This window comes from Streptomyces griseomycini (genome assembly GCF_014203535.1).
In the GTDB taxonomy this organism is placed as follows: Bacteria; Actinomycetota; Actinomycetes; order Streptomycetales; family Streptomycetaceae; genus Streptomyces; species Streptomyces griseomycini.
Genome location: NZ_JACHJI010000021.1, coordinates 13,978 through 40,977 on the forward strand (window position 1 = coordinate 13,978; position 27,000 = coordinate 40,977).

Annotated in this window: 24 protein-coding genes and 1 pseudogene; 15 read left to right on the forward strand and 10 right to left on the reverse strand. The window is 72.5% G+C overall.

Translation table 11 applies throughout. The annotated features are described in order from the left end of the window. Positions 1 to 17 precede the first annotated feature (17 nt). From FHS37_RS34815 to FHS37_RS34825, 3 genes are all read left to right on the forward strand, one after another. Positions 18 to 1,157, forward strand: a complete 1,140-nt coding sequence (locus tag FHS37_RS34815; RefSeq protein WP_229890189.1) for an acetylornithine transaminase — start codon at positions 18 to 20, stop codon at positions 1,155 to 1,157. Between the two features lie 289 nt (positions 1,158 to 1,446). Then, positions 1,447 to 3,012, forward strand: coding sequence for an MFS transporter (locus FHS37_RS34820; RefSeq protein WP_184828684.1), 1,566 nt, complete (start codon positions 1,447 to 1,449; stop codon positions 3,010 to 3,012). A 174-nt stretch (positions 3,013 to 3,186) separates the two neighbouring features. Beyond that, entirely contained in the window at positions 3,187 to 3,831 is a 645-nt protein-coding gene (locus FHS37_RS34825) for an RDD family protein (protein ID WP_184828687.1), read from the forward strand. A 197-nt stretch (positions 3,832 to 4,028) separates the two neighbouring features. Here the strand turns inward: FHS37_RS34825 and FHS37_RS34830 are convergent, their stop codons facing one another. Beyond that, positions 4,029 to 5,480, reverse strand: coding sequence for a serine hydrolase domain-containing protein (locus FHS37_RS34830; RefSeq protein WP_229890186.1), 1,452 nt, complete (start codon positions 5,478 to 5,480; stop codon positions 4,029 to 4,031). Positions 5,481 to 5,920: 440 nt separating this feature from the next. Between FHS37_RS34830 and FHS37_RS34835 the strand changes: the two genes are divergently transcribed. Next, entirely contained in the window at positions 5,921 to 6,673 is a 753-nt protein-coding gene (locus FHS37_RS34835) for a TetR/AcrR family transcriptional regulator (protein ID WP_184828688.1), read from the forward strand. Between the two features lie 366 nt (positions 6,674 to 7,039). Here the strand turns inward: FHS37_RS34835 and FHS37_RS34840 are convergent, their stop codons facing one another. Both FHS37_RS34840 and FHS37_RS34850 read right to left on the reverse strand, forming a co-directional pair. Continuing rightward, positions 7,040 to 7,576 carry a GNAT family N-acetyltransferase gene (locus FHS37_RS34840; RefSeq protein WP_184828690.1) on the reverse strand — a complete coding sequence of 179 codons (537 nt, stop codon included), beginning with the start codon at positions 7,574 to 7,576 and terminating at the stop codon, positions 7,040 to 7,042. 554 nt (positions 7,577 to 8,130) lie between these two features. Then, complete coding sequence (locus FHS37_RS34850; RefSeq protein ID WP_184828694.1) at positions 8,131 to 9,048, reverse strand: DUF6891 domain-containing protein; 918 nt, start codon at positions 9,046 to 9,048, stop codon at positions 8,131 to 8,133. A 192-nt stretch (positions 9,049 to 9,240) separates the two neighbouring features. Between FHS37_RS34850 and FHS37_RS34855 the strand changes: the two genes are divergently transcribed. The 3 genes and pseudogenes from FHS37_RS34855 to FHS37_RS34865 all read left to right on the forward strand — a co-directional run. Beyond that, the gene (locus FHS37_RS34855) at positions 9,241 to 9,387 is read left to right on the forward strand and encodes a hypothetical protein (protein WP_184828696.1); all 147 of its coding nucleotides are present in this window, start codon (positions 9,241 to 9,243) and stop codon (positions 9,385 to 9,387) included. Between the two features lie 58 nt (positions 9,388 to 9,445). Beyond that, on the forward strand, positions 9,446 to 9,835 hold the full coding sequence (locus FHS37_RS34860) for a hypothetical protein (protein WP_184828698.1): 390 nt from the start codon (positions 9,446 to 9,448) through the stop codon (positions 9,833 to 9,835). A 4-nt stretch (positions 9,836 to 9,839) separates the two neighbouring features. After that, positions 9,840 to 10,013 (forward strand): annotated as a pseudogene (locus FHS37_RS34865) (transposase); the annotation flags it as partial. Positions 10,014 to 10,154: 141 nt separating this feature from the next. On the opposite strand, the gene FHS37_RS34870 reads toward FHS37_RS34865, so the two are convergent. Together FHS37_RS34870 and FHS37_RS34875 are read right to left on the reverse strand one after the other, a co-directional pair. After that, entirely contained in the window at positions 10,155 to 10,679 is a 525-nt protein-coding gene (locus tag FHS37_RS34870; protein ID WP_184828699.1) for a GtrA domain-containing protein, read from the reverse strand. 228 nt (positions 10,680 to 10,907) lie between these two features. After that, the gene (locus tag FHS37_RS34875) at positions 10,908 to 11,663 is read right to left on the reverse strand and encodes a GbsR/MarR family transcriptional regulator (RefSeq protein WP_184828701.1); all 756 of its coding nucleotides are present in this window, start codon (positions 11,661 to 11,663) and stop codon (positions 10,908 to 10,910) included. Between the two features lie 232 nt (positions 11,664 to 11,895). On the opposite strand from FHS37_RS34875, the gene FHS37_RS34880 reads away from it, so the two are divergent. From FHS37_RS34880 to FHS37_RS34890, 3 genes are read left to right on the forward strand one after another with little or no spacing between them, the layout of a single operon-like run. Beyond that, positions 11,896 to 12,570 (forward strand): DUF4097 family beta strand repeat-containing protein, encoded by a 675-nt coding sequence (locus FHS37_RS34880; RefSeq protein WP_184828703.1) that lies wholly within the window; start codon positions 11,896 to 11,898, stop codon positions 12,568 to 12,570. 26 nt (positions 12,571 to 12,596) lie between these two features. Then, positions 12,597 to 13,571 (forward strand): ATP-binding cassette domain-containing protein, encoded by a 975-nt coding sequence (locus FHS37_RS34885; protein WP_184828705.1) that lies wholly within the window; start codon positions 12,597 to 12,599, stop codon positions 13,569 to 13,571. Next, entirely contained in the window at positions 13,568 to 14,353 is a 786-nt protein-coding gene (locus FHS37_RS34890; protein WP_184828707.1) for an ABC transporter permease, read from the forward strand. The genes FHS37_RS34885 and FHS37_RS34890 overlap by 4 nt, the downstream gene beginning before the upstream one ends. 205 nt (positions 14,354 to 14,558) lie before the next feature. Here the strand turns inward: FHS37_RS34890 and FHS37_RS34895 are convergent, their stop codons facing one another. Then, positions 14,559 to 15,428, reverse strand: coding sequence for an AraC family transcriptional regulator (locus FHS37_RS34895; RefSeq protein ID WP_184828709.1), 870 nt, complete (start codon positions 15,426 to 15,428; stop codon positions 14,559 to 14,561). A 397-nt stretch (positions 15,429 to 15,825) separates the two neighbouring features. Here FHS37_RS34895 and FHS37_RS34900 point away from each other — a divergent pair, with 397 nt between their 5' ends. Together FHS37_RS34900 and FHS37_RS34905 are read left to right on the forward strand one after the other, a co-directional pair. Then, positions 15,826 to 16,386 carry an AAA family ATPase gene (locus tag FHS37_RS34900; RefSeq protein WP_184828711.1) on the forward strand — a complete coding sequence of 187 codons (561 nt, stop codon included), beginning with the start codon at positions 15,826 to 15,828 and terminating at the stop codon, positions 16,384 to 16,386. Positions 16,387 to 16,480: 94 nt separating this feature from the next. After that, the gene (locus FHS37_RS34905) at positions 16,481 to 17,524 is read left to right on the forward strand and encodes a hypothetical protein (protein WP_184828713.1); all 1,044 of its coding nucleotides are present in this window, start codon (positions 16,481 to 16,483) and stop codon (positions 17,522 to 17,524) included. 152 nt (positions 17,525 to 17,676) lie between these two features. On the opposite strand, the gene tpg is transcribed toward FHS37_RS34905, so the two are convergent. The 3 genes from tpg to metG all read right to left on the reverse strand — a co-directional run bounded on the left by tpg (position 17,677) and on the right by metG (position 22,474). Continuing rightward, positions 17,677 to 18,234, reverse strand: a complete 558-nt coding sequence (gene tpg, locus FHS37_RS34910; protein WP_184828715.1) for a telomere-protecting terminal protein Tpg — start codon at positions 18,232 to 18,234, stop codon at positions 17,677 to 17,679. 12 nt (positions 18,235 to 18,246) lie between these two features. Next, positions 18,247 to 20,523: a telomere-associated protein Tap gene (gene tap / locus FHS37_RS34915; RefSeq protein ID WP_184828717.1), complete on the reverse strand. Its 2,277-nt coding sequence runs from the start codon at positions 20,521 to 20,523 to the stop codon at positions 18,247 to 18,249. A gap of 421 nt (positions 20,524 to 20,944) precedes the next feature. After that, positions 20,945 to 22,474, reverse strand: coding sequence for a methionine--tRNA ligase (metG, locus tag FHS37_RS34920; protein ID WP_184828719.1), 1,530 nt, complete (start codon positions 22,472 to 22,474; stop codon positions 20,945 to 20,947). A 1,044-nt stretch (positions 22,475 to 23,518) separates the two neighbouring features. Between metG and FHS37_RS34925 the strand changes: the two genes are divergently transcribed. Both FHS37_RS34925 and FHS37_RS34930 read left to right on the forward strand, forming a co-directional pair. Then, positions 23,519 to 24,175 (forward strand): hypothetical protein, encoded by a 657-nt coding sequence (locus tag FHS37_RS34925; RefSeq protein ID WP_184828721.1) that lies wholly within the window; start codon positions 23,519 to 23,521, stop codon positions 24,173 to 24,175. A 2-nt stretch (positions 24,176 to 24,177) separates the two neighbouring features. Then, positions 24,178 to 24,720, forward strand: a complete 543-nt coding sequence (locus tag FHS37_RS34930) for a hypothetical protein (protein WP_184828723.1) — start codon at positions 24,178 to 24,180, stop codon at positions 24,718 to 24,720. A 664-nt stretch (positions 24,721 to 25,384) separates the two neighbouring features. On the opposite strand, the gene FHS37_RS34935 is transcribed toward FHS37_RS34930, so the two are convergent. Then, positions 25,385 to 25,954 carry a dienelactone hydrolase family protein gene (locus FHS37_RS34935; RefSeq protein WP_184828725.1) on the reverse strand — a complete coding sequence of 190 codons (570 nt, stop codon included), beginning with the start codon at positions 25,952 to 25,954 and terminating at the stop codon, positions 25,385 to 25,387. 809 nt (positions 25,955 to 26,763) lie between these two features. Here FHS37_RS34935 and FHS37_RS34940 point away from each other — a divergent pair. Then, entirely contained in the window at positions 26,764 to 26,997 is a 234-nt protein-coding gene (locus tag FHS37_RS34940) for a hypothetical protein (RefSeq protein WP_184828727.1), read from the forward strand. Positions 26,998 to 27,000 lie beyond the last annotated feature (3 nt).

Consider the following 27,000-nt stretch of genomic DNA (forward strand, 5'->3'; position numbering starts at 1 on the left):
AGCGCTGGCGCGCGGCCATGACGGACGCCTTCGGCACCCCGCGCCTGGCCCTGGTCCGGGGCGCGGGCACCCGGGTGTGGGACGACGCCGGCAAGGAGTACCTCGACCTGCTCGGCGGCATCGCGGTCAACGCCCTCGGCCACGCCCACCCGGCCGTGGTCGAGGCGGTCACCCGGCAGCTCACCACCCTCGGCCACGTCTCCAACCTGTACGCGGCCGAGCCGGCCGTGGCGCTCGCCGAACGGCTGCTCGCCCTGGCCGGCCGCCCGGGCCGGGTCTACCTCTCCAACTCCGGGGCCGAGGCCAACGAGGCCGCCTTCAAGCTGGGCCGGCTGACCGGCCGCCGGCACATGGTCGCCGCGCACGGCGGCTTCCACGGCCGCACCGCGGGCGCGCTCGCGCTCACCGGCCAGCCCGCCAAGCGCGACGCCTTCCACCCGCTGCCCGGCGACGTCACCTTCGTCCCGTACGGCGACGCCGCCGCGCTGCGGGCCGCCGTCACCGAGCGGACCGCGCTGGTGATCCTGGAACCGGTGCAGGGCGAGGCCGGGGTCGTCACCCCGCCGCCCGGGTACCTCGCGGCGGCCCGGGAGATCACCGCGGCCACCGGGACGCTGCTGGTCCTGGACGAGATCCAGACCGGGATCGGGCGGACCGGCCACTGGCTGGCCGCGCAGGCGGAGGGCGTCCAGGCCGATGTGGTCACCCTGGCCAAGGGGCTCGGCGGCGGGCTGCCGATCGGCGCCACCCTCGCCTTCGGACCGGCCGCCGGGCTGTTCACCCCCGGTTCCCACGGCTCCACCTTCAGCGGCAACCCGGTGGTGTGCGCGGCGGCGCTCGCGGTCCTGGACACCCTCGAGCGGGAGGACCTGCTCGCCCACGTCCGGCGCCTGGGCGACCGGCTGCGCTCCGGGATCGAGGAACTGCGCCACCCGCTGGTCGCGGGGGTGCGGGGCCGCGGGCTGCTGCTCGGCCTGGTGCTCTCCCGGCCCGTGGCCGGGCAGGTGCAGCACGCCGCCGAACGGGCCGGGCTCCTGGTCAACGCGGCCGCCCCGGACGTGGTCCGGCTGGCCCCGCCGCTGATCCTCTCCGACGCCGACGCGGACCTCTTCCTGGACCGGCTCCCCGTCGTCCTGGACGCCGCGGCGCCGCGCTGAACCCGCGCCGCACCGAACCGGGGGTTCCGTACGTCCCCGCCCCCGCACACCCCGCCCCGCACGACGGCCGGCTGCCGGACGGCCGGAACGCCAGGACCGGCACCGCCCCGGACGGTCCGGAACAAACCCCTGCGGAACCGGACAGGCGTGCGTCCCGCAGGTCCGGACCGGCCTCAGCGGGACCGGAAAGGGACTAGATAAAAAACCGCGAAGTTGGTTTGATAATTTCTGCGCAGTCCACTCCTGTCGGCTCCGGCTGCCGGAACCATGCCGCTCGAAAGGTTGAAAGATGGAAGAACGACACCCACGCCGCTGGCTCATCCTGGTGGTGCTGTGCCTCAGCACACTGGTACTGGTGGTCGACAACATGGTGCTCACGGTCGCGGTGCCGACGATCACCGAGGAGCTCGGAGCCACCGCCCAGGACATCCAGTGGGTCCTGGAGTCCTACATGCTGGTCTTCGCCGGCCTGCTGCTCACCGCGGGAAGTCTCTCCGACAAGTTCGGCCGCCGGAAGGTCATGGTGATCGGCCTGGTCCTGTTCGGCGCGGCCTCGGCCCTCGCCATGGAGGCCACCACCCCCGACCTGCTCATCGTCGGCCGCGTCCTGATGGGCGTCGGCGGCGCGCTGATCATGCCGAGCACCCTCTCCATCCTGATCACGGTCTTCGACGAGACCGAGCGCCCCAAGGCGATCGCCGCCTGGAGCGCGGTGGCCATGGTCGGCCTGGTCGGCGGCCCCCTCCTGGGCGGCGCCCTGCTCGCCCACTACTGGTGGGGCGTGGTCTTCCTGATCAACATCCCGATCGCCGCGCTCGCCATCGTCGCCGCGCTGGTCCTGATGCCGGAGTCCAAGGGCCCCTGGCGCAAGGCCGACCCGGTCGGCATGGTCCTGTCGGTGGTCGGCATGACCGCCCTGGTCTGGACGATCAACGAGCTGCCCAAGGGCGGTCTGTCCCACACCGGCACCCAGGTCTCCCTGGCGGTCACCGTGGTCGGCCTGATCGCCTTCGCCGTCTGGGAGAAGCGCCACCCCTCCCCGATGGTCCCGCTCGCCCTGTTCCGCGACCGCGTCTTCACCGGCGCCAGCTTCTCCCTGGTCCTGCTCACCCTCGCCAACGGCGGGCTGATGCTGGTCCTCACCCAGTACCTGCAGTTCGTCCTCGGCTACACCCCGACCGAGACCGGCCTGGCCTTCACCCCGCTCGCGGTGGCCACGCTGCTCTTCAACACCATCGGCGCCTCGCTGATCGCCAAGACCGGCAACCGCCCGATGGCCGTCACCGGCCTGCTCGTCATCGCCTCCGGCTTCGCCCTGCTGTCCACGCTGTCCATCGGTGACAGCTGGGTGGTCCTGGCCGGCGCGATGTGCCTGATGGGCGCGGGCAGCGGTCTGGCCATGCCGGCCGCCATGGCCGCCATGATGGGCGCCATCCCCGAGGAGCACGCCGGTGTCGGCTCCGCGCTGAACGACACCATCCAGCAGGCCGGCGCCGCCCTCGGTGTCGCCGCCCTGGGCGCCGTCCTCACCGGCGTCTTCTCCTCCAACCTGCCGGACGGCGCCTCCGAGGCGGCCCGGCACTCCATCGGCGACGCGCTGGCCGAGGCCGGGCAGGACAAGAGCCTGCTCGCCCCCGTCCACGAGGCCTTCACCCAGGGCATGTCCGCCAGCTTCCTCGCCGGTGCCGCCGGCGTGGTGGCCGCCGCGGTCCTCGCCCTCTTCCTCATGAAGGAGCCCAAGGGGCTCGTGAGGGAGCCCCGGCCGACGGACGGCGATCCGGCCGTCGGCACCGCCGGGCGGACCCCGGAGCGGGCGGAGGAGCAGGACCAGGGCAAGGACCTGGCGATGCACTGACCGGCCGCCCCCCGCGTCGCCCGGCGACGCTCCGGGCCGGGCCCACGGGGCCGGGCCCGGAACCGCCGGGAGGGCGGTGCCGCACGATCCCCGAGACACCGAACCTCAGGAATCGTCCGGCACCGCCCTTGTCGTGTTCACACCATGCTGTCCGCCCGTCCCCCGGGGGAGTCCATGACCTTCACACCCGTGTCCGTGCCCGTCCCGCCCGGGCCCACCGCCCCGCCCGCTCCCGCTCCGCCCCGCCCGGTCACCCTGCGCCGGGTGCTCGCCTGGACCGCCGACTTCGCGCTGGTCCTGCTGCTCGCCTGGCTGCTCGGCGGCCTGACCCTGCGCCGGGCGCTCGTGCACTTCGCCGACGCCGCCGACCTCGTCCGGTCGGACGGCTGGGAGCTGCTGACCGGCCGCGGGGACGCCGTCGACCGGATCGAGCACCTGCTGTGGACGACGTGGCGCCGGGTCGCCCTCCTGGTGATCCAGGCCTTCGCCCTGCTGGTGGCCGGCACCTTCCTCTACCACTGGATCTCGCTGGCCCTCTTCCGGCGCACCCCCGGCAAGGCCCTGGCCGGCCTCGAGGTCGCCTCCTGCACCCGGCGCGCGGCCGCCGTGCGCGCGGCCGTCAGCACCACCGCCGACGTCGCCTGCTTCGCGCTCGCCTGCTGCCTGCTGGTCTCCGGGGCGTTCGCCGCCGCCTTCGCCGTCTGGCTGATCTCGGTGATCGTCTTCTGGTCCAACGTCCTGCCGGCCCTGACCGCGTCCCGCCGGTCGATGGCCGACCGCCTGGCCGGGACCACCGTGGTGCGGCGCTCCGGTCGCTGACCCGTTCATCCACAGAAAGAACCGCCGTCCTGGTTTTCAACCGTCCAATCGTGACGGGTTGCACGGGGGGAAGCGATCAGACCCCACCGGAAAGAGCGCGACCGGTCTGTACGGGAAGGGACGGGAAGAGGGCGTGGGAAGAGGGCCGGGGATCCTTCCCCGGCCCTCTTCCCACGCCCTCCCGGAGCCGTCCGCGCTCAGGCCACCTTCGGCGCCGCCCGCATCCCGATGTACACGCACGCCGTGCCGTCCGAGAGCGTGGAGAACACCACGGGCATCCAGTCCGCGCTGTACGCGCCGCTGCCCGGGCCGGCGAAGACGGTGGAGGAGAGCGGCACCAGGTCCATCTCCAGCGGCGGGGAGAAGTCCTTCATCCCGTCGACGAACTCGTACACCAGGTGCGCCGCGCCCTCCCGCTCGGTGACCGTGATGACCACGCCCTCCCGCCGGTAGACGCCGGTCAGCGGCGCCAGGTCCACCGCGGGCGGCTGCTCGGGCGGGGCGAACGCGGCGGGCATCCGCACCCCGGCCAGCGACTGCAGCAGCTCCCCGAACAGGTCCTCGTAGAGCCGGCGCGCGTCCCCGCCGTTGGTGAGCAGCACCAGGGCGACCTTCGCCCCGGGCGCCACCCGCAGGAACCCGTACTGCCCGATCGAGGCGCCGTCGTGGCCGAAGCCGGGCGTGCCCTCCCAGTCGTACAGCGTCCAGCCGAGTCCCCAGCCGTCCGCGCTCACCGTCCACTTGTCGGGGACGTCCACCTCGCGCCGCTGCATGGCGCGGACGGACTCGGCCGAGAGCAGCCGCCCGCCCCCGGGCAGGAGCCCCTCGTCCAGGTGCAGCTTCGCCAGCCGGGCCACGTCGCCGGCGCTGGCGAGCACCCGGCCGTAGGGGCCGGCCGAGCGCGGCATCAGGTCCCAGGCGGGGGCCGGGGCCGGCTCCTCGCCCAGCTCGCCCAGGTGTCCCATGGCCGCCCGGTGCGCGAGCGCCTCCTCGGGCAGCGTCATGGTCCGCTCCAGCCCGAGCGGGGTCAGCAGGCGCTCCTTCAGCGCCGTGTCCCAGGTCTGCCCGGTGAGCACCTCCACGATCCGGCCGAGCACGTTGTAGCCGAGGCTGCTGTAGGAGACCGCGGTGCCCGGCGGGCAGTCCAGGCCCACGTCGCGCGCCGCCTCCACGTACCGCTCCAGGCAGTCGTCACCGCGCCCCGAGTCGTAGGTGAAGTCGCAGGTCAGACCGCTGGTGTGGGAGAGCAGCTGACGGGGCGTGATGGTGCGCGAGGCCTCCTCGTCGGCGACCGTGAAGTCCGGCAGCACGGCGCGGACCGGGGCGTCGAGGTCCAGCCTGCCCTCGTCCACCAGCTGCATGATCAGCGTCGCGGTGTAGACCTTGGCGAGCGAGCCGAGCTGGAAGACCGAGTCGGTGGTGGCCTCCACCCCGGTGCCCCGGTGGAGCACTCCGCTGGCCAGCTCGTACACCGTGCCGCCGACCAGGACGGCCGCGGTGGCGCCGGGGACGTGGTGCGCGGAGCGCAGCTGGTCCAGGCGCGACTGCCAGTGGTCGAGGTAGAGGCCGAGCCCACTGGAGTCCGCCGTCCCCCAGTCGCCGCTGACCGTCCAGTTGCCTTCGGCGTCCCAGGTCATGTTCTTCGGCAAGGCTCCTCCTCCGTTGTGCACACTGTTCCCTCTGTGCGAACACCGTACGCATCCGGGGATGCCGTACGCAACGGCGGGAATCGGACACCCCCGTGCAGCCTCCGGACGCCTTCACGGCCGCCCGCACGAGGGCGGGATCCTGACCGTAGAACGCGGCCTTCCGCATCCGGAAGCCGTTCATACGGGCCGCCCGGGAACTCCTTGCGCACAGCGCCCCCTCCGCGGTGCAGTGTCGGGGCCCGCACCCTCCCTCCCGTCCGGAGAGACCGATGCCGCACCCCCCGCACCGTCGCGCCCGCCGTTGCCCGAGCGCCCCCACGGGCCGCGCCCGGCGCCCGGCCGGGGAGCGCACACTGTACGAACGGTGCGCACACCGTAAGCTGACCCGGCCCGCCACCCCGGAGCCCGAAGAACGCAGAGAGTAGAAGGCGAGGACACGCATGCCGCAGGGCCAGCAGCAGCCGATCCCCTCGGTCTGGACCCGCCCCCGTCCCCGACGCGAGCACCTCACCCGTGAACGCATCGTCACCGAGGCCGTCGGCCTCCTGGACGCCCACGGCATCGAGGCCCTCAGCATGCGCACCCTGGGCACCCGCCTCGGCGCCGGCGCCACCTCGCTCTACCGCCACGTGGCCAACAGGGACGAGCTCATCGAACTCGTCGTCGACGAGGTCTACGGCGAACTGGAGATCCCGGCCGCCCCGGACCGCGCCGCCTGGCGCCCGGCCGTCGTCGAGGCCGCGACCGCCCTGCGCGCGATGGTGCTCCGCCACCCCTGGGTCGCCTCGGTCCTCAGCCAGGTCGGTCTCTCCCACCTCGGCCCCAACGTCATGCGCATGTCCGACCGGATGCTCGCCCTCTTCGAGACCGCGGGCTTCCCCGCCGACGAGACCGACAGCGCCATGAGCACCGTCGTCTCCTACGTCATCGGCGTCGCGACCAGCGAGGCCGCCTACCTCTCCATGATCGCCCGCAGCGGCGGCACCGAGTCCGACTGGCTCCGCGCCCTCCGCCCCGCCGTCGAAGCCGCCACCCGCGCCCACCCCCACCTGCACGCCGCCCACGTCGCCCAGCACGACAAGACCCCCGGCGCCGTCCGCGACGAGACCTTCGACTACGGCCTCCAGCGCCTCCTCGACGGCCTCGCGGCCCGCCTGGAACAGCTCGGCCGCTCCGCGGCGGCGGGGTCGTGAGACGACCCGCGTGAGACCGGACCCGCACGCCTCGACGAGGTCGCGGCGCCGGCGGAGGCCCTGGCCGGGGCGGTGCCGAGCACGTGCTTCCGAGCGCCGGCCGCGACCGGCCGCGGCGGGCCGGTGGCGGGACGAGGCGGGCGGCGCCCGCCTACCGCGCCGTGGCGCAGCGGCCGTCCCGCCGGCCGGCGCCGGTGCGGCCCGCCGTGGGGACCGGCAGCTCGTCGTCCGCGCCCTGGCCGACGGGCCGGAGAAGGCGTCCGCCGCCGCCCGGCCCACGCCCCTGCCCGCCCCGGCAGCGCAGCCGGCGGCCCACGGCAGGCGTTGACGCCGCCGGTGCTCGCCGGGTCGATCGCCGGTTCGCGGTCACTGCGGTTCGCCGCCGGACCGCTCCGCGCGGAGCATGGAGAAGATCACCTGGTCGTGCCACCGGCCCCCGCGCCACTGAGCGGAGCGCAGCACCCCCTCCCTGACGAAGCCCGCCTTCTCCAGCGCGCGCTGTTCGGCGAGGTTGGCGCGGTCCGTCCAGGCCTGGAGCCGTTCGGCCCGGGTGTGGTCGAAGAGGTACTCGGCGAGCAGTCGCTGGGCCCGGGTGCCTATGCCGCGGCCGCGCGCGGCCGGCACCAGGCCGATGGCCAGGCTCCAGCAGGTGGAGGTGGCGGGCCGTCCCCAGGTGCCGGGGAACCACTCGACCCGGCCCACCGTCCGGCCGGCCTCCGCCACGGACAGCATGCCGCCCTCGGGGCCGAGCAGGCCGGTCTCCGCGAACCGCCGGCGCAGGCCGGCCGGTGAACCGAAGCCGAACCACTGGTACGGGCCGGTCCCCTCGGGCCCGCCGAACTCGCGCTCGAACAGGTCGAGGTCCTCAGCGGTCACCGGGCGCAGACCGATCTCATCGGACATGGAGCGACTCCTGACTCTCGCGGCCGGAGGTTCCACCTCGTACGGCCGGCGTGGACAACGCCCCTGAATTCTCCACACGTCACACCGCGCCCCGACGGGATGCCCGGCGGCCGCCCACCCGGAGGAACCCGCCGGGCAGGCCCCAGCCCCTCGCCACGGGGCGCGCCGGCCCGGTTCACCACCCCGCTCGGCACGGTCCGGGTACCCCGGCCGGGCCCGGGACGTCCCCGGACCCGGCCGGCGCACGTCGCCGGTGACCAGGGCTGCAGCTCCAAGGCGATCCCCGCCCGGCTACGGCAGCGCAGTACCGCCCGCACCGTTCCTGAGCGCGCGGACCGGATCGCCGACCGGATCCGGCGCGGCCGTCCCGCAGGCCGCCCGCCGTCGTCCGACGAGCAGCCCCGCAAGCGCCGGAACGTCGCCGAACGGTGCTTCGGCAGGCTGAAGCGGTGGCGCGGCATCGCGACGCGGTACGACAGGACGGCAGGGTGCTGCCGGGCAGTCGTCACCCCCGCCTCGTTCCTCACGCGGGTCCGGTCCTCGACCGCCGGTCCCTAACCGACCAGGCGGCGGCGCCAGTCCAGGGGGGTGACGGTGATGGCCCGGCCGGGGTCACGGTCCCACTCGACGCGGAGACCGACTGCCTCGAGCGCGGCCACGACCTCGTGGCCGATGGCCGCGGTGGTCCCGGGCGAGCCGTCGAAGCCGCCGTAGAGGAGCATCAGCCCGTGCCCGGCCGCGGCGGAGTCCGTGCACTGGGTGTGGAAGTAGACGAAGCCGCGGGCGCCGGGCTCCCCTTCGCCACGGATCTCGGACTGGCCGCAGCTACGGCAGCAGGTGAAGTTCTCGCGGGCCGTGATACCGGCGTCCTGCAGGGCGGTGAACGCGCGGGTCAGCCGCTCAGGGTCCGTCTCGCCCTGCCACACGGCCTGCTCCGCGACCCGCTCCAGCCACAGCCGGTCGGCCAGCGCCTGTGCCTGCTCGCGCGAGACGGGCCGGCGGTCATCGGTGACCAGGTACTCCTCAGCGAGCTCGGCCAGTTCGGCGCGGGAGGCGTAGCCGCCGACCAGCACCTCACGGACGCGCTTCTCCAACTCCTCGCGCTCGTCCTCGTCGAGGTCGAGCGGCGGCACCTCGCGGGCGGGGCCCATGTCCAGGAGCGACCAAGCCGGACCGCCGTCCCATCCGGCCTCCTGGCGCGCCCAGCCGGCAAGCGACGCGATCACGACCTCCGGGCCGTCGACCATCGCCTGGAAATGCCGGTCAGCGGCACCGTCGCGGTACTCCAGCGTGTAGTCACCACCGGCCTCGTGCCACACCTGAGCGAAGACGTCAGGCAGGTCGGGTATCCGCTGGACCACCAGGAACCGGTCACCGTCACCACCGATCCGCCGGACCAGCCCTGCCAGCTCCTCGGCGGACACACGGACGTGCCGCTCCCGGTTCTCCGTCTTCACCACGATCTCGAGCATGCGCAAACTCTGGCATCCCGCTCCGACCGCAGATCTCCCGGGACCCGCGACGCAACCGCTGCTGCGACAGCCCGACCAGCCCTGGTGCCGGACAGCCTCGGCCAGGGTCTGACGACAGTCTCTGGAGCGTGTCCCTTCGATGCGTCGGCCAGTCGATCGGACGTGTCCGTCCGGTCGGTGCTCATTGGCACGATGGGAGACCGGACCGAGGCGCTGGTGCCGGACGATCCGGTCCGCGGGCGGTGGCGGGCCGTCGACGGCACCGGGGAGACGATCCTCTCCGCCGTTCCGGTGGCGGACGCCGACGACGACATCGACCGAATGATCACGATGAGGTGACCGGGACGTCGAAGGAAATGCCGTTGTTCGTACCGGGCCGGCGTCCTACGGTGACTTGATGGGGAGCGATCGACGTGTCCGCCGCCTCGTGGTGGACGGGACCGTCTGGCACTGGACGGTCCGGCAGCGGGTCAGGCCGGACTACGCCGACTGTCGGGTGACGCTTTCCCTCTACCCGGAGGCGTCAGCGCAGAACGGCCGACGCCGACTGTCCCTGGTCTTCGCCCCGGGCCCGGGTCGGATCGTTTCGAACGCGTACTTCGAGGCGGGTACGGTCGTGCGTCTCCCCGATCGCGCCTGGCTCAACCTCTACGAGCCGGGAACGGTCCGGAGCCTGCTCGATGTCGCGGCGCCTGTTCTGGAGATCCCGTCCTCGGCACGGAATCCCGAGGTGGACGGCTGGCCCTGCTTCACCGAAGTCGTGGATCGCGCCGACTCCGGTACCTGATCTCGTGGTGGGCCGTGGAGGGTTGACGGACGTGGCGTGGGAGCGGACGCCCGCTCTGCTGCCGGGGGCTGGGGGGCGGGGTCGCCCGTGGCGGGATCACCGGCAGGTGACCAGCGGGGTGTCGTGGCGGCCGCGGACGGGGGCTCCGTGGCGTGGCCTGCCGGAACGCTGTGGTCCGCGGCCACCGCACGATCTTCGGGAACACACACGATCCCCGATGATCAAGCGGTGGCCTTACCCGTTCTGCACCGGGTCCGCCGCAAGGTCGCGGAGTCGGACCGGAGCACCAGGGGATCGAACCCTCCCGCTGACGCGGCGGTCAGGCGGTGCGGCAGAGCACCGTCGGGCCGACGGGTGCCGCGGTGAGGGTCATGATCGTGGGCACGGGACGGGCGGTGCGGACGGTGGCCGCGGCCTGCGAGTGGTTCCGCGCGAAGACGAGGAGACGCAGCACCACGAACCGCGCGATGCCGGCGAGCGCGGAGGCGGACAGGTAGACGACCTGCTCGAGCACCGCACCGGGTGTCGCCACCGACTGCTGCAGGACGAGCATCGCCGCGCAGGTCACCCCGTACGCGGCCGCCGCGGACCCGGCCGACTGCGCGTGCTGGCGCCAGGTCGCGCGCCCGCCCGCGCCGAAGGTGAAACGGGCGTGCAGCTCGGTGGCCAGGAGCGTGGAGGCCACGGTGATCAGGGCGTTGGCCAGGACCCAGGGGATCCAGGAGGCGAGGGCCGCCACGGCGAAGCTGGAGGCGAGCCCCACTCCGCCGCCGCAGAGCACGAAGCGGGCGAAGGCGGCGAAGGCGCCGGGTGCCGTCTGCCGCCGGCTCTGTGCTGTCTCCATGGTCCGCCCCCTCGGTCACCCGCTCAATGTTTCTTCTGGCGGAAACGCTACGTTGCATTCAGGGAGCGGGCAACGAAGTAATTGCGTATGTCTCCCTTAACCGCAGGTAGAAGGCGTGAAATCGTTGCAATGGCTTCGAATTAACGCAACAAACGAAGCCTTGTTCGTTGCAATGAATTGAGGGTGAACGCTCCGTCGGGAGGGAACGCCGCTCAACCCGCCCCCGATCTATCCGCGCTCCGGGCCCGGCTCGGCGGTGCCGCCCGGGGCCGCCTCGGGTTTCGTGCGGAGGATCTCGCGGGCCTGTTCCGCGGCGCGCGCGGTGCTCTCCGAGACGAAGTCGAGGAAGCGGGCGATGTTCTCCAGGCGGGTGGCGGCCGGGGTGCCCGGGACGAAGACGTGGACGCCCTGCCGTGCGGTCTCGACTATGCGGGCGATGGACCGGGCGCTGTTCATCATCGACTGGTACCAGATGTCGTCGTCGACGACGTAGCGCTCGCGGCGGCCTTCGCCCCGTTCCCGGCGGACGAGGTCCTGGCTCTCGAGGAACGCGATCGCCTTGGAGACGGACGCCGGGCTGACCTGGAGGCGCTGGACGAGTTCGGGCGCGGTGATGCTGCCCGAGTCGGTGAGGGTGAGGCAGGCCAGCACCCGGGCCGTCATCGTGGGCATGCCCGAGGCCATCATGACGGTGGTGAACGTCTCCTCGTACTCGCGCACCGCCTCGGCGTCGCGTCCGTAGGCCTGCTCGGGCGCCCCGCCCCCTCGGGGCGCGGCCTGCCGGCGGCGGTGGGCGCGGCGTTCGGCGGCGCGGTGGGCCAGGTCGGCGCGGTAGGCGGTGGGGCCGCCGTTGCGCATCACCTCACGCGTGATCGTCGAGGTCGGACGCTCGAGACGCCTGGCGATCTCCGCGTAGGCGAGGCCGTCGGCCAGTCCCAGCGCGATCTGCTGGCGTTCCTGCTGTGTGAGCCTGCCTCCCGGCATCACGGCCTCCTTCGTGCCCCACGGCGGTCCCCGGTGCCCCGAGCGTAGCGTTCGGTTCCAGCCTATTGCAACGAACGCGATGACCGTCGTTGCGTTATCCGATAGATCGTTGCAACGATTTTACCGTTCTCACCTGCATGTATCGCGATTATGAGCAACGAATGCGTTGCCAGTTGCGTGAACGCAACGTAGCTTTTCATCCATCGGAAACAGCGAGCCACAGGAGAGCACGATGCAGAAGTTCGACACCCCCGCCCCCGTCTCCGCCGTCCTCGACGTCCAGGCCGGGCGGGTGCAGGTCATCGCCGCCGACCGGACCGACACCCTGGTCGAGGTCCTGCCCGCCGACCCCTCCAGGAGCCGGGACGTGAAGCTCGCCGAGCAGACCACGGTCGAATACGCCGACGGCACCCTGCGGATCACGGCCACGGCGACGACGAGGAACCGGATCCTGGGCCCGTCCGGCTCGGTCGAGGTGACCGTGCGCCTGCCCGCCGGCTCCCGCGTCGAGGCGAAGGCGGCCGGCGCCGAGTTCCGGGGCGTCGGACGGCTCGGCGAGGTCGCCGTCGACGGCTCCCACGGCCAGGTCAAGATCGACGAGGCCGCCGGCGCCCGCCTGGCCGTCCTGGCCGGGGACGTCACCGTCGGCCGCCTCACCGGCCCCGCGGAGATCAGCACCCAGCAGGGCGACATCCGCATCGACGAGGCCGTCCGCGGCACGGTCACGCTGCACACCCAGCAGGGCCGGATCTCGGTCGGCGCCGCCCGCGGCACCTCCGCCACCCTCGACGCCGGCACCTCCTACGGCCGCATCCGCAACACCCTCAGGAACACCGACGGCGCCGCGGCCGACCTGACCATCCACGCCACCACCGCCCACGGCGACATCACCGCCCGCAGCCTGTGACCCGCTTCCGGAGAAGGAGCACTCCCATGACCAGCTTGGCCATCGCGGCGAACGGGCTGCGCAAGTCCTACGGGGAGAAGGTCGTCCTCGACGGCGTCGACCTGTCCGTGCCGGAGGGCACGATCTTCTCCCTGCTGGGTCCGAACGGCGCCGGCAAGACCACCGCCGTGAAGATCCTGTCCACCCTGGTCACCGCCGACGCCGGCGAGATCCGCGTCGGCGGCCACGACCTGGCCGCCGACCCGCAGGCGGTACGGGCCGCGATCGGGGTCACCGGGCAGTTCTCCGCCGTGGACGGCCTGATCACCGGCGAGGAGAACATGCTCCTGATGGCGGACCTGCACCACCTCTCCAGGCGGGAGGGGCGGCGGGTGGCGGCCGAGCTGCTGGAGCGCTTCGACCTGACCGAGGCCGCGTCCAAGCCCGCCGCCACCTACTCCGGCGGCATGAAGCGCCGCCTGGACATCGCCATGACCCTGGTCGGCGACCCGCGGATCATCTTCCTCGACGAGCCCACCACCGGCCTGGACCCGCGCTCCCGGCACACCATGTGGCAGATCATCCGCGAGCTGGTCACCGGCGGGGTGACGGTCTTCCTCACCACCCAGTACCTGGAGGAGGCCGACCAGCTCGCCGACCGCATCGCCGTGCTCCACGGCGGCGGGATCGCCGCCGAGGGCACCGCCGAGGAGCTCAAGCGACTCGTCCCCGGCGGGCACGTCCGGCTCCGCTTCACCGACCCGGACGCCTACCGGTCCGCGGCCGCGGCGCTGCGCGGGGTCACCCGGGACGACGAGTCCCTCACCCTGCGGGTCCCCGGCGACGGAAGCCAGCGCGAGCTGCGCGCCGTCCTCGACCGGCTGGACGCCGCCGGCGTCGAGGCCGACGAGCTGACCGTGCACACCCCCGACCTCGACGACGTCTTCTTCGCCCTGACCGGCACCGGCACCGTCCCCGCCCAGCCCGCCCAGCCCGCCCTGCCGAAGGAGGCCGCCCGATGAGCACCCTGGCCCTCGCCGTGCGCGACTCGTCCACCATGCTGCGCCGCAACCTCCTGCACGCCCGGCGCTACCCGTCCATGACGCTGAACCTGCTGCTCACCCCGGTCATGCTGCTGCTGCTCTTCGTCTACATCTTCGGCGACGTGATGAGCGCGGGCATCGGGGGCGCCGACCGCTCCGACTACGTCGCCTACCTCGTCCCCGGCATCCTGATGCTGACCATCGGCGGCACCGTCATCGGCACCGCGGTGTCCGTGGCCACCGACATGACCGAGGGCATCATCGCCCGCTTCCGCACCATGGCCATCCACCGCGGCTCCATCCTCATCGGACACGTCACCGGCAGCGTCCTGCAGTGCCTCGCCAGCGTCGTCCTGGTCGGCGCCGTCGCCGTGGCCATCGGCTTCCGCTCCACCGACGCCACCGTCCTGGAATGGCTCGCCGCCCTCGGGCTGCTGACGCTGTTCTCCCTGGCCCTCACCTGGATCGCGGTCGGCATGGGAATGGCCAGCCCGAACGCCGAGGCCGCCAGCAACAGCGCCCAGCCGCTGATCCTGCTGCCGCTCATCTCCAGCGCCTTCATCCCGGCCGAGACCATGCCCGGCTGGTTCCGGCCCATCGCCGAGTACCAGCCCTTCACCCCCGCCATCGAGACCCTGCGCGGCCTCCTCCTGGGCACCGGGATCGGCCACCACGGCTGGCTCACCCTCGCCTGGAGCCTCGCCCTGACCGCACTCGGCTACGTCTGGTCCACCTCGCAGTTCAGCCGCGACCCCAAGTAGCCGCCGTGAGCATGCGGGCCGATTCCCGCACCCCCTCCCGCCCCAGGGCGGCGCACCCCGGCACCCCGTCGGCGTACGCCGCCCCGCCGGCGTTCTTGGACGCGGGCCCCGCCGTAGACGTGCCACCGAGCGCTTCCGCCGGTGGATTCCGCCGGCGGAAGCGCTCGGCGGAAGCGCTCGGCCGCGCTCGACGGTCGCCGGTGCGTCACGCCGGTTCGACGGGCAGCCACAGCTCGCAGGTCGCGGTGCCGAAGTCGTCCGCGCGCTCGAGGATCGTGACGATCGAGGGCCCCGGCCGCAGCCGCCACGGGTTGGAGGGGAACCACTCGGTCGCGGTCGCCGCCCAGGTCTCCTGCAGGGCCTGCGGGTGCGGTCCGCTGGTGCGGAAGACCGCCCACCTCCCGGCCGGCACCTCGATGACGTCGAGGTCGTCCGGGGCCGGCGTGTCCCGGACGAGGGCGATCCCGTGCAGGTAGGTCAGTTCGCTGCCCTCCGCACCGTCGGGGTCGAGGTCGTCGCAGACCTGCAGCAGGCCCCCCGGTTCGGTGTCGCCGAGGGCCTTCAGCCGCAGGTGTTCCTCCTGCGGCAGTGCGGCGATGTGCTCCTGGATGTGGGGGTTGACGCCCTGATGGATGAGCGGGACCCGGGCTGCGTGTCCGGCCAGCCGGAACGCGGGGCGGTCGACGAGACGGGTGTCCATGGGGGTGCTCCCTTCGACGGTCAGGCGGAACCTGAGCTGCGGTTGTGTGCGCAGGGGGCCTCCATCGCGGCGCACGTCACCGGGGCCGGCACCGTGGACCGCCCGGAACGCGCGTCCGAACGCCTCACTCGAGCCGTACCCGTGCCGGACGGCGATGCTCAGCAGGTCCCCCTCGCCCCGGACGACGGCTGCGGCGGCCACGGTCATGCGCCGCCGCCGCACGTACTCGGACAGCGGCATGCCCGCCAACGACGAGAACATCCGGCGCAAGTGGTACTCGGTCGTGCCGAGCGCCGACGCCAGGCCGTGGACGTCGGGCTCCTCGTCGAGGTGCTCCTCGACGAGGTCGACGAGCTGGTTGAGTGCCGAGATCACGAGGCCTCCCTTTCGACTCCCACCCTGGCAGCAGGCACCCCGTCCGTACCCGACCGTCGCGGACCGATCCGATCATGCGCCTGGACCGACACGCAGCGGAGGAGGTGGACCCGGACGGCCCTCAGGAGGCGAACAGCGAGGTGTCCCCTGCCCGCACCGCCGTCCTCGGAGGTTCCGCCGAGCGCAGCGCCCGGCCCGCCGACCGGAGCACTCAGCCACGCGTGAGCCGAAGCACGGTAGTGGTCACCAGCGGAGTCGGGTGAGCTGCGAGAGGGGTCGCCCGAAGCGTCCTGGCCGTCACAGTCGAGGCATCCGGCCTGTCACACGACCTCGTTCAGCAGCCCTGCTGTCACCGGAAGCCGTCCCCCCGTGGCCTGCATGACGTTAGCGTCGGCCCATGATCGTATGGCTCAACGGCACCCACGGTGCGGGCAAGACGACGACCGGTGCGCTCGTGCAGCAGATGATTCCCGATTCGCGGGTGTTCGACGCCGAGAAAGTCGGCGAGACACTGATGGACATCAAGCCAGGGCTGCCCGCGACGGACAACTTCCAGCACTGGCCGCCGTGGCGGCCCCTCGTGGTCGAGACCGCCCGGCGCGTCCTCGAGTACACCGGCGGCACTCTGGTGATGCCCATGACGGTCCTGGTCGAGCAGTACTGGCGCGAGATCAGCTCGGGCCTTGCCCAGCACGCCGTTCCGGTCCGGCACTTCGTCCTCCACGCCGACCAGGACACCCTCCGTGCGCGCATCGCGGGCGACACCGTCCTCGGCCCCGACTCCCCGTTCCGTCTCCAGTACCTCGAGCCCTACGCCGAGGCGGCCCGCACGTGGCTGCACGCCGAGGCCGAGGTCGTCGACACCACGCACCTCACACCCGCCCAGGCCGCCCAGCAGATCGCGGAGGCCGTCAAGGCCCGTCCTGCGGCCACCACGCCTGGCTGTTCCGCCGGCTGACGGATGACCTCGCCCACTTCGCTCGCGGCACCGATCCGGCAACTGCCGTGGTTCGGTACGCCCCTTGTCAGACGCTGCTGGCAGCATCCCCGCCATGAACGCCACATTCACCACCCCGCCGCGGCCGTTCGACGTGACCGAGCTCTTCCCCCAGCTGGCTCCGCTGGCGCGCACGGCGACCCGGCTGCACCCGCGGCCCGGGGCGCCGACCGTGCACGACAGCTCCGTCGGCGGACCGCTCCTGTGGCCCGCCGACGAGCCGTGGCCGTACTGCGACGAGCCGCACGACAGCCGCGCGGCCCCGGTGGTCCACTCCCCGGACGACGTCCGGCTCCTCCGTCACGACCGCGCCGCAGCGGCCGAGCGGCGGCGCCTCGACCCCGAGGCACCCCAGTGGACTCCCGAGGAACGGGCGACCTGGGAGCGGCTCGCGGACCGCCCGTGGTGCGACGGCCCGATCCCGCTCCTCCCCGTCGCCCAGCTCTACGCTCGCGACGTCTCCTTCCCGCGCCCGCCCGACGCGGACCTCCTCCAGGTCCTCTGGTGCCCCTTCGACCACGAGACGGCCCACCCTCGGACAGCCCTCTTCTGGCGCTCCTCGGCCACCGTCACCGAAGTTCTCGATGCGCCGCCCGAACCGCCCATCGTCCAGCGGGACTGCTACCTCCCGGAGCCGTGCCTGTTCTCACCGGAGCAGGTCACCGAGTACCCCCACCCCTCGGAGCTGGACAGGGAACTTCAGGACCAGCTGGACGACACGAGCCGCTGGGAGACGATCGACCCCGCGCGGTACAACGCGTACGCGGACGACCCGGGCGAGCTCTACCTGAACCACCTCTCCACCGCCCCCGGCTGGAAGACCGGCGGCTGGACCCGCTGGAGCCTCACCGATCCCAAGCCCCGCCCCTGCCCCGAGTGCGGCACCGAGCAGGTCCCGCTCCTCACCATCGCCTCCCTGGAATGGGACGGCGGCAGCGGGACCTGGGTCGCCGAGGAGGACCGGACGGACCCGTCCCCGCCTCCCCTGGGCGCCCGGGACGGCAACTTCACCCTGATCGACATCGTCGGCGGCTACGACCTCCAACTCCACGTCTGCCCGACGTCCCCGGACCATCCGCACATCGAACTGCTCCAGTGAGCCGTCGCGGACGTCCTCCGCGCCACCGTGTGCACCACGACCGGCACTCCAGCCAGCACCTTGTGCAGCAGGGTCCGAACGATGGGCCCCGGAGGACAACGGTCCTGCCCCGGCCCACCGGTGCGGGCCCGCAGGCTGTCCGGGGACCGCCCCTAAAGCTCGAACTCCAGGTGCTCGATGTCCGTGAAGCGGACCTCCTCCAGCAGGCCGGCGCGGCGGCCGTCGTCCTGGAAGTACGTCTCCCTGAGCCCCTCGGCGGCGATCTGCTGGAGCTGCTGGTCGCCGGCGCCGGCCTCCCGGGCGTCGAAGAGGCGGGCGGCGTACCGCGGCGGCAGGGCGACGGTCAGGTGCCGGATCCGGGCGTCGTCCGTCGACCCGATCGGCGCGGTGTAGCCCATGCGGGCGCGGGTGTCGATGACGATGCCGCCGGTGGTCGCCGCCTTCCGCCGGGCCCTGGCCCGGACCTGCGGCTGCCACCGCTTCTTCACCTCGCGCTCCAGGCGCCCGGCGAGGTCGGGGCGGGGCTTCTTGATCTGGCCCTTCACGTACCGCTCGACGGTGCGCTGGGAGATCCCCAGCAGCTGGGCGACCGCCTTGGTGCCCTTCAACTGCTTGACCAGGTACCGCATCTGCGCGGGCGCGCTCTTGGGCGCCGGGCGGGTGAACGCCTTCTGCACCGCGGCGTCCAGGCCGTCCCCGAACAGGCTCATCGTCGCCTTCCCCTACTCTCCGCTGTCGACGTCGGTGACGGTGCCGTCCTTGATGTAGCGGGCGAGGTTGAGCTCCGGCGCGTCGAACCGCTCGCGGACCTCCTCGCCCCACAGGACGCTCTGGGTGCCCTCGTGCTTGACCAGGCCCGGGTTGACGCCCAGCTTGAACCCGCCGGGCAGCGGCCTGCCGTCCCGGTACGGCAGGAAGTCCAGCGGCGACGTCCCGTCGGCGGCGTAGACGACGCAGTCGGAGAGGATCGCGACCGGGTACTGCCCGGTGAACGCCGCGTGCCTGACGACCTTCCGGTGCAGGTTGATCCGGGTGCGGGAGATGATCGCCGCGCGGATGTCGGGCCGCCACGTCGGGCGGGACAGCGCCCGCCACGGCTGGCCGGGCCGCCAGCCCTCGCCCCTCGGGCGCTCGCGCAGCTTGCCCAGTCCGCCCTTGACCGTCGCCTTGATCGCCGAGACGACGATCGCCAGCTCGGGGTCGCGCTCCTTGTGGCCGTCCATGGCCGCCAGGAAGTCCTCCGGGGCCATGTCCGCGCGCACGCCGAGGTCGGCCATCGTGGCCAGGTAGGCGTCGCGCAGCCGGTTGTACCAGCCGTCCAGGTAGCGGCCGTTCTCGTACCGGACGTACGCCTCGAGCGGGCGCACCTCGTAGCCGAGCTCCACCGCGTAGGCGACGGTGGGCGTGGCGTACCAGGCCGGGCCCTCGGGACGGTCGCCCTTCGGCGTGAACGGGCTGGGCAGCAGACCGGCGTCCAGGTCCGCCCACCTGTCCTTGCCGACCTTCACCCTCGACAGGTCGACGTGGGACAGGTCGACCAGCCAGGAGCCGGGCAGCTTCGGGTCGAACACCGGGGCCTTGACGCGCGTCGGCGCTCCGAGGCCGACGACCAGGCCGTTGGCGCCGGCGGCGAAGGCCATGTTCACGTCGATGCCGACCAGGTGCCGCAGGGTGCATTCGGCGTCCGTCATCGGCCGCGCCCAGTCGTACGCCTCCTCGAACAGCTTCTCCGCGGGCCCCCGGACGTGGAAGCGCGGAAGGTCCTTGAGCAGCGGGTGCCCGTCGGGGGCCTCGCACGGGGCGCAGTCCACCGGGTCCTTGCCCAGCGAGCCGGGGTTGTGCTCGGAGTGCCGCTCGCCCGTCGCGCCGGACCGGGACGCGCGGGTCGGCGGGCACAGGGCGGTCATCAGCTCCAGGCCGGTGACGGCGGTGGAACCGCGCGGCGTCATCACCCGGGACGCGTACACACCCAGCACACGGGCGAGCTCCGCCGGCGGAAGCTGGGCGGCGTCGCCCCAGTGCCGGGAGTCGAGCGCGTCCCAGGACGGGACGCACAGCTGCACGCAGCGGCGTTCCGAGCCCTGCGCCGGGCGGTAGATCCGCGCCCACGGCCCGAAGCCGCGCTGGGTCAGCTTCCAGTCGGCGCGGGCCAGCTGCTTGACGACCTTGTGGTTCTCCGGGATCCGCCCGGCGAGCCGCTCCTCGTCGGTGAGGGTGACCGGCAGGCCGTAGCGCTCCAGCGCGGCCCCGGTGAGCACGATCAGCGGGTCGGCGTCCTTGCCCGGCCCGGACAGCTTCGGCTGCCCCAGTTTCGCTTCCCTCAGCGTCCACTCCACCAGGGACGGAAGGGACTTGGCGGGGACGTCCAGGACCAGGCCGCCGACGCAGTACGCCAGCACCTGCCCGTCCGTGTCGACGTCGACGACGGCGAGCGGCCCGTTCTCGAACCGCGGGTCGGTGCCGTCCGCCGGCGTGTCCGCGGGGGCGGCCTTCCGCACGGCCGGACGACGCGTCGTCGTCGACGTCGACGTCGACGACGAGGGCCCGGCGGTCCGCGCCGGACGCGACGCGGCAGCCGGGGCGGCGGAGTCGGCAGCAGGGCGGGGCCGGGTGTCCTCGGGAACGGTCACGGCCTCGGGCTCGGGCTCGGGGGCCGGGACCGCGGACGGAGTCCGCGCCTCCGTCGGGGCGGGCGCGGCGTTGGACGGGGTCGGCACCGCCGCCTCCCGGACGGGCGGGGCTGTGCGGGCGGGCGCGGGGTAGAGCTCCGCGAGCCGGTTGAGCAGCCGCGCGTACGCCTCGCGCTCCGGGCCGCGCGGCTCGGTCGGCTTCCTGACCGACTCCCAGCCGGACACCGTGGCCCGGCGCACCTTCAGCGCGGCGGCCACTTCCTCCAGCGTCAGGCCGTGCGCGGTGCGCAGCCTCCTGCGCTCCTCCGGCGGCGGCAGCGGAGAGCGGGACGCGACGAGGGCGTCGACCGCGTCGAACAGCTCGGACATCGAATACCTCCCGCTCGACAACCTATTCCACGAACCGTACGGATCACGTCCTTGCGGCGCACGGATCGCGTACGCAACGCGTTTGATGCGTGAGGCGGAGCGTCACGGGGCTGACGGACCGGGCACCGCAGCCCGGCCGGACCGCACGCGGACAAGGGCCGTGACCTCGACCGCCCGCGCAACCGGCTGCGCCACCGGCGGATCGCGCCGCACACCGCTCACCGAGGCGTCGAAACGCCCCCGCCCCCTCGACGGACCCGTGGGGCCGCCGCGAGGACGGTGTCCCGGCTCCACGGCCCCGGCCACCGGCCCAGGAACCGGCTCGCCACCGTTACGGGAGAGCCCTCGGCGCCCCGGGCGCCTCCCGCCGAGGCTGCACGATGATCGGGAGGAGGCGCCCGGGTTCACGGAGCACCAGGGGTCAGGCCGGCTGTGCGTCCTCGTGGAGGCGTGGGAACAGTGGCTGCGCCGGGGGCAGTAGCCCCCCGACCGGTGTCAGCTGTCCGGCGATCCGCGCGGCGGCGTCCGGGATGAACGGGGACAGTTCATCGGCCAGCACGCGGCACGCCGTGACCAGCGTGACGAGGACGGTGTCGAGCTGCCTCGCCGCTGCACCGTTGCCCCTCCGCTCTTCCCGAGCCAGCTCCCAGGGCCGGGTCGCGTCGATACATCGATTGGCCTCCTCCACGATCTCCCAGACAGCGTGGACGGCACGCCGGAAGTCGAAGTCGGCCAAGGCGACGTCGACGAGGCCAGGGGCCTCCCGGCAGACGTCCACCAGCGCCGGTTCCCCGGAACTCACAGGCACGGAGGCGGGGACGACTCCGCCGCGAAAGCGGTGGACCATGGTCACGATGCGGTGGACGAGGTTGCCCAGCCCTCCGGCGAAGTCCGCGTCCGCGCGCGTGGTCAGCCGGTCGGGCGTGAAGTCCGTGTCCCCGACCCGGGGCACGTCGCGCAGGAGCCACCAGCGCAACGCATCGGTGCCGTACGTTGCGGCCAGCGCAGCCGGGTCGACGGTGGTTCCCGCGGACTTGCTGATCTTGCGGCCGTCCACGGTGAGGTAGTCGTGGACCAGGACGTCGGTGGGCAGCGGGAGCCCGGCCGACAGCAGCATGGCCGGCCAGTACACGGCGTGGAAGCGCACCACTCCCTTGCCGACCAGGTGGACGCGGCGCTCGCTGGTCTCCCACCACTGGTCGTAGGTGTTGTCACCGGTGCCGTATCCGAGGCTGGTGACGTAGTTGCCGAGGGCGTCCCACCACACGTAGACGACCTGGCTCGGATCGTCCGGCACGGGGATGCCCCAGCCGTGGGCGCGGCTGTGGGAGCGGGAGACGGAGAAGTCGTGCAGGCCCCGTTCGATGAGGGCGAGGACCTCGTTGCGGCGGACGGCGGGCTCGATGCGCAGGTCGCCGCTCGAGATCAGTTGCCGGAGGCGGTCGGCGTGGCGGGAGAGCCGGAAGAACCAGTTCTCCTCCGCGACGGGCTGTGGTTCGGTGCCGTGCTCGCGGCACCGTCCGCCGACCAGTTCGTCGGGTGTGTAGAACTGCTCGCAGCCGACGCAGTACAGGCCTTCGTACTCCTTGCGGTAGAGGTCGCCGGACGCCGCGCACCGGCGCCACAGTCGCTCGACCCCGACGCGGTGACGTGGGTCGCTGCTGGTGCGGATGAAGTCGTCGAGCGAGAGTGCCAGTGGGCCACGCAACGCGGCGAACGCGTCGGCGTTGCGGTCGACGAACGACCGCACGTCGACGCCGGCCGCTTCGGCGGCCAGGACGTTCTTCAGGGAGTTGTCGTCGGTTCCGCCGAGCAGCCGGACCTGCTCACCCCGTCGGCGGTGGTGGCGGGCCAACGTGTCGGCCTGGACGAGCTCCAGGGCGAAGCCCAGGTGCGGGCGGGCGTTGACGTACGGAATGGTCGTGGTGATGTAGCGGCGTCGTGCGGTCATCGGTCCTCCTACCGGGTGGCGAGGCCTGGTCGCACAACGGTCGAGGCCCCGTCCCGGGGCCTCGGATGCGGTACGCGTCCGTTCTCAGCAGCCCCGTCGACGGGGCATCATCCGGTGCTGAGGCGAAAGCGTGATCACGCATGCGAGCGTAGCAACGGAGCGACGTCGCAGCACGCCTTTTCCGCCCCGCCACGGCAGCCGCGCACCGCGCGCATCCTCGCCGGTGCCAGGACAGTGGTGCTGCTGGTGGCGGGGTTCGGTCAGTCGCCTTCCCGGTAGTTCGTGGACCAGTGGGTGCCGAGGTGGCGGGCCGTCGTGAACGGGTGGTGCGGGTCGGTGAGGATGCGGCGGACGAACTCCGCGGCCCGGCAGCCGAAGGGGGTGCCCTCGCAGCGCGGTGGGTCGGTGGCTCCTCAGCCCTGGCGGGCTTGCGGTGCCCCGCCTCGGTGGTGACCCGCCGCGGGCGGCCTGCGGGTCCGTGGGGGCCTGCGGGGCAGAAGGCGTGGCTGGGACCGGGACGGGGTTGCTGCGGCACACGCGCGCCTGCTCCGTCGACTGCGGGCATCGTCGTGGCGGGCTTTCGGTGGTGCCGGTCCGACGGGCAGGAGAGTGGCACGGGTCCGGGTCAAAGCAACTGCACCGGCAGACCGAGATCCTGGTGCGACGGGAGTCGACGAGCCTTGTCGACCACGCCGGACAGATGACACCCGGCATCAGCTCAAGGACGTCGTCCAGAGACGGACCCGCACTTATAGAGAATAGAGGCGATCGCATCGTCGCAGGTCAGAGGGGGGCATGACGTCTCGGAACATGACTCCCAAGTCATTTTTGGCCTGCGGAAGTTGAGTCCGGCGTCAAGGTGACCCGTATTCATTGCGACCTATGTGCGCAATCTCGCGACGGGTGTCGGAACCCCCGCGAACATGACTCCGAAGTCATGTTCGACGCGCCCAACGCGCAGATAGGTCGCGTCGTTGCTATCTATATGCGCAATCACTACTGTGCTCCGCGTCTAGGTTTCGATCTTGAGGAGCACGCAGCGTCATGTCGGCACAGCCTCAAGGGGATCCCCGCAGGGCCCCCGGCTCATCCCCACCTCGTGCGCCGAGTCCCAGCAGCCCGTACGCCGGAACGCTCGGTCCGAGGAAGAACCTCGTCGAGCTGCCCGTCGGCCACACGGCGGAGGTCAAGCCCCCGGTCACCGCCGGCGACTTCGTCGGCAAGTACTTCGCCCAGGACAGCCTGGAGTTCCTGCGCTGGGCCGCCAGGTACTTCAGGGACGACAACGTCACCCTGTGCGTGCTGCTCTACATGATGGGAAGCCAGGAGGTCGGAGGGGCCGTCGAGCTCAAGCAGACCGAGATCGCGGCCGAGCTGGACATGGACCCCGCCCAGGTGTCACGGGCCCAGACCAAGCTGAAGAGACTGGGGCTGGCCTACTCCCCGAAGAAGGGGTCGATCCAGCTCCAGCCCGCGGTGACCCTCCGCGGGGGCTACCGAGTGGTCCAGAAGCCCGTTCGCGGGTCGGCCGCCAAGAGCGTCAAGGTCCAGGTGGAGCAACTGAGCCTGCTCAATGAGCTGGTGCTCGACCCCAACGTCCCGGAAGAGTTCAGAGGCATGGCCCTTCCGGGTGCGAAACTACCCAAGCCGTCGACGAGGGCGCGCAAGCGTAAGCGCACGGAGAAGAAGCCGGAGGCGTGAGGATGAGGACTGCAGCGTCTGCGAACCCGGAGCCGCCGGAGCTGACATACGGCACCTTCAACGGCTTCGCCTACATGCCCGCGATGCCGGGGATCGCCTACCGGGTGCTCTTCCGGCTCCTGGGGACCCAGGAGCCGGGAGGACGCTGCCTGGTCACCGAGGAGGAACTGGCCGAAGCCCTGGACGTGCACCGCTCCATGGCGGGACGGGGCCTGCAGGCCCTGATCCTCGCCAAGCTGGTGTTCCGCCAGGCCAAAGGCATCTACTTCCTCAACCCGATGATCAGCGGCGCGCGCAGCGTCACCGAGCACCTGGAGGCCATCGGGACACTCGATCCCGAGGACCGTCTCGACGTCGACGACTACCAGGAGCGTTACGACGCAGCCGTCGCCCAGGCCGAGCGGGAGAAGAAGGAGAAGCGCCTGGGCCGCAGGAGCCCGTCCGGCACCTCGAAGCCGGCCAAGGCGGCTCGGGAGGGGACCGCGGAGGTGCTGAGCCTCTCGACGGCCCGTGGCCGGTCGCGGCGGCGGCCGTCCCGTTCGTGACACGACCGGCACAACCATCGAGGCCCCCGCCGGAGCGGGGGCCTCGATGTGTCCAGGTTTCGGCGGACAGCCTACCGCCTGACGTGTGCAGGCACCACAGAGGACCTCGACGTCGGCGCCGTGTCGGTGCCTCCGGGCCGGGCGACCAGCACCCCCGTCTGCCTGCTGCGGGACGAGTCAGACCGTGCCGGACGGCCCGGGACGTGCGCGGAGTCGACCACCTCGCTTCGTCCGCGGCTCCCTGGAAGGTGATGCGGCGGCAGTGATTATCACGCCGTGATAATCCGGCCCCCGTCCTCCGTGAAGCTCCCGAGGCTGTCGCACGGCCACGGGCCGCGGACGGCCGGCAGCCGGACAGGTCGGCCGGCCGTCCGCGGCCCGAACGGAGGCGTGCCCTTCCCCTCCGCCGTCGGCTCCGCACAGGAGAGCGGTGCGGCACCGGGCCCGTGGAGAGGCCGCAGCAGCAGCCGTCGGCCTTCTCCGGGGGTCAGCAGGGTGCCGCGACGGCGCGTGTGCCCGGCTCCACGAACGCCGGTGGCCGGATCCCGGTCCCCGGTCCCGTACTCCTGACGGACGTGGACCGGCGGGACGGGACGGCGTCCCGCTGTGTGGTGCGGTTCGCACGGGGTCGGCACGGGACCGGCCCCCGGTTCGCGGCGGGGAATCAGACCGAGGCGAGGAACGTCCGCACGCGCTCCAGCAGCAGCTCGGACGCCTCCGCGTCGAAGGCCTCGAGAGAGGCGTCGGTGAACAGGTGCTGTTCACCGGGGTAGACGAACAGCTCCGCAGCCGGTGCGGACTTGACCAGCTCGCGCGCCGCGGGCAGGTCCTCGTCGAAGAACTCGTCGCCCTCCTTGCCGTGGATCTGCACCGGCACACCGTCGGGCCAGGACTCCCCGTACTCGCTGACGGGGATGCAGGAGTGCATCAGCAGTGCTCCACGTGCGCCGGGCCGCGTCTGCGCGAGCTTCTGGGCGATCGTCACGCCGAACGAGAGGCCGGCGTACACCAGTTCCGGGCCGAGGTCCTCGGCCGCCGCCGCGCCACGTTCCCTGAGGGTGTCGAACCCGGCCTCCCGCACGAACCCCATGCCCTCCTCGAGGCTGCCGAAGGTGCGGCCCTCGAACAGATCCGGAGTGTGCACGGTGTGGCCGGCCTGCCGCAGGTCGTCGGCGAACGCCCGGACCCCGTCGGTCAAGCCCTGGACGTGGTGGTAGAGCAGGACCTCAGTCATGTTCCGCGGTGCCCCTCGCCTGTTGGTCGACTGTTCCGGAAACGCACCGGAACGCTGGTGCCTCACCCAGCACCCGACCATCTCACAGCTCATGAGCGCGCGGCAGGCAGTTCGCCTCCACGCCTCCACGCCTCGCGGACGAGCGGCGAGAGGGACCACCGCCTCGTACGGGGTGGCGGTCCCGCCGTATCCGGTCGCGATGCCGCGGAAGCCCGTGAGCCGGTTGAAGCGGCGTCCGACGATGCCGCGGCGGCGGCAGGCCCCGGTCCAGCCGGTGGCGCCGCCGGTCGGCCTTCTCCGGGACGGTGTGTGCGGTGCCGCGTTCGCGGAGGTGATCGCGGAGGTCGCGGAAGGTGTGGACCATCCCGTTGATCACCCTGCGGCCCTCCACCCGCGGCCGGCCAGGGGCCGCCCGCGGTATCGGCGGAGCGGGCAACTCCCCCTTCTGGTGGGTGGGTTCGTGACGGCGTGCCACCCCGCCACGAGCCGCCGTCCAGCGATCCTCGAAGACGGACCCCAGGGGGCCGGTGGAGGGCGATGCCGGCCGTCCCGGGCCGGAAGGTGCCGAAGCGGTCCTCGGCCGGAGCGCCCCGGCCGGGCTCCGCTCGCGGTCCTTGAGGAGCGGCATCGGCGAAGGGCGCCTAGCCTTTATGGGTGAGAGCCGCTCTTCGGGCACCCCCGCCGATCGGCGAGGCACTGTCCACCTACCCAAGCGGTGACACCCACGACCGCGCCGCAGGTTTGCCGCAGCGGACGCGGCCATCGTCTCGAGCATCGGCGATGCGCGAGGGATGGAAGGAAGTCAGATCATGAATGCACAACGTGTGAGGCGCTTCTTCGCGGTCTCCGCCGTCGGGGTTCTGATGGCCGGTGGTGCCACGATCGGCGCAGCAAGTACGGCCTCGGCAGCCGCCCCGGCCAGTTCTCCCGCCCTGGTCAGCCGTGACTCGTGTGGTCCCTACGGCTTGCAGGGCCACAACTGCCACTTCCACGACGGCTTCAACAACAACAACGACGTCGTCGTAGTCGTCGTGGTGGTCTGAGCG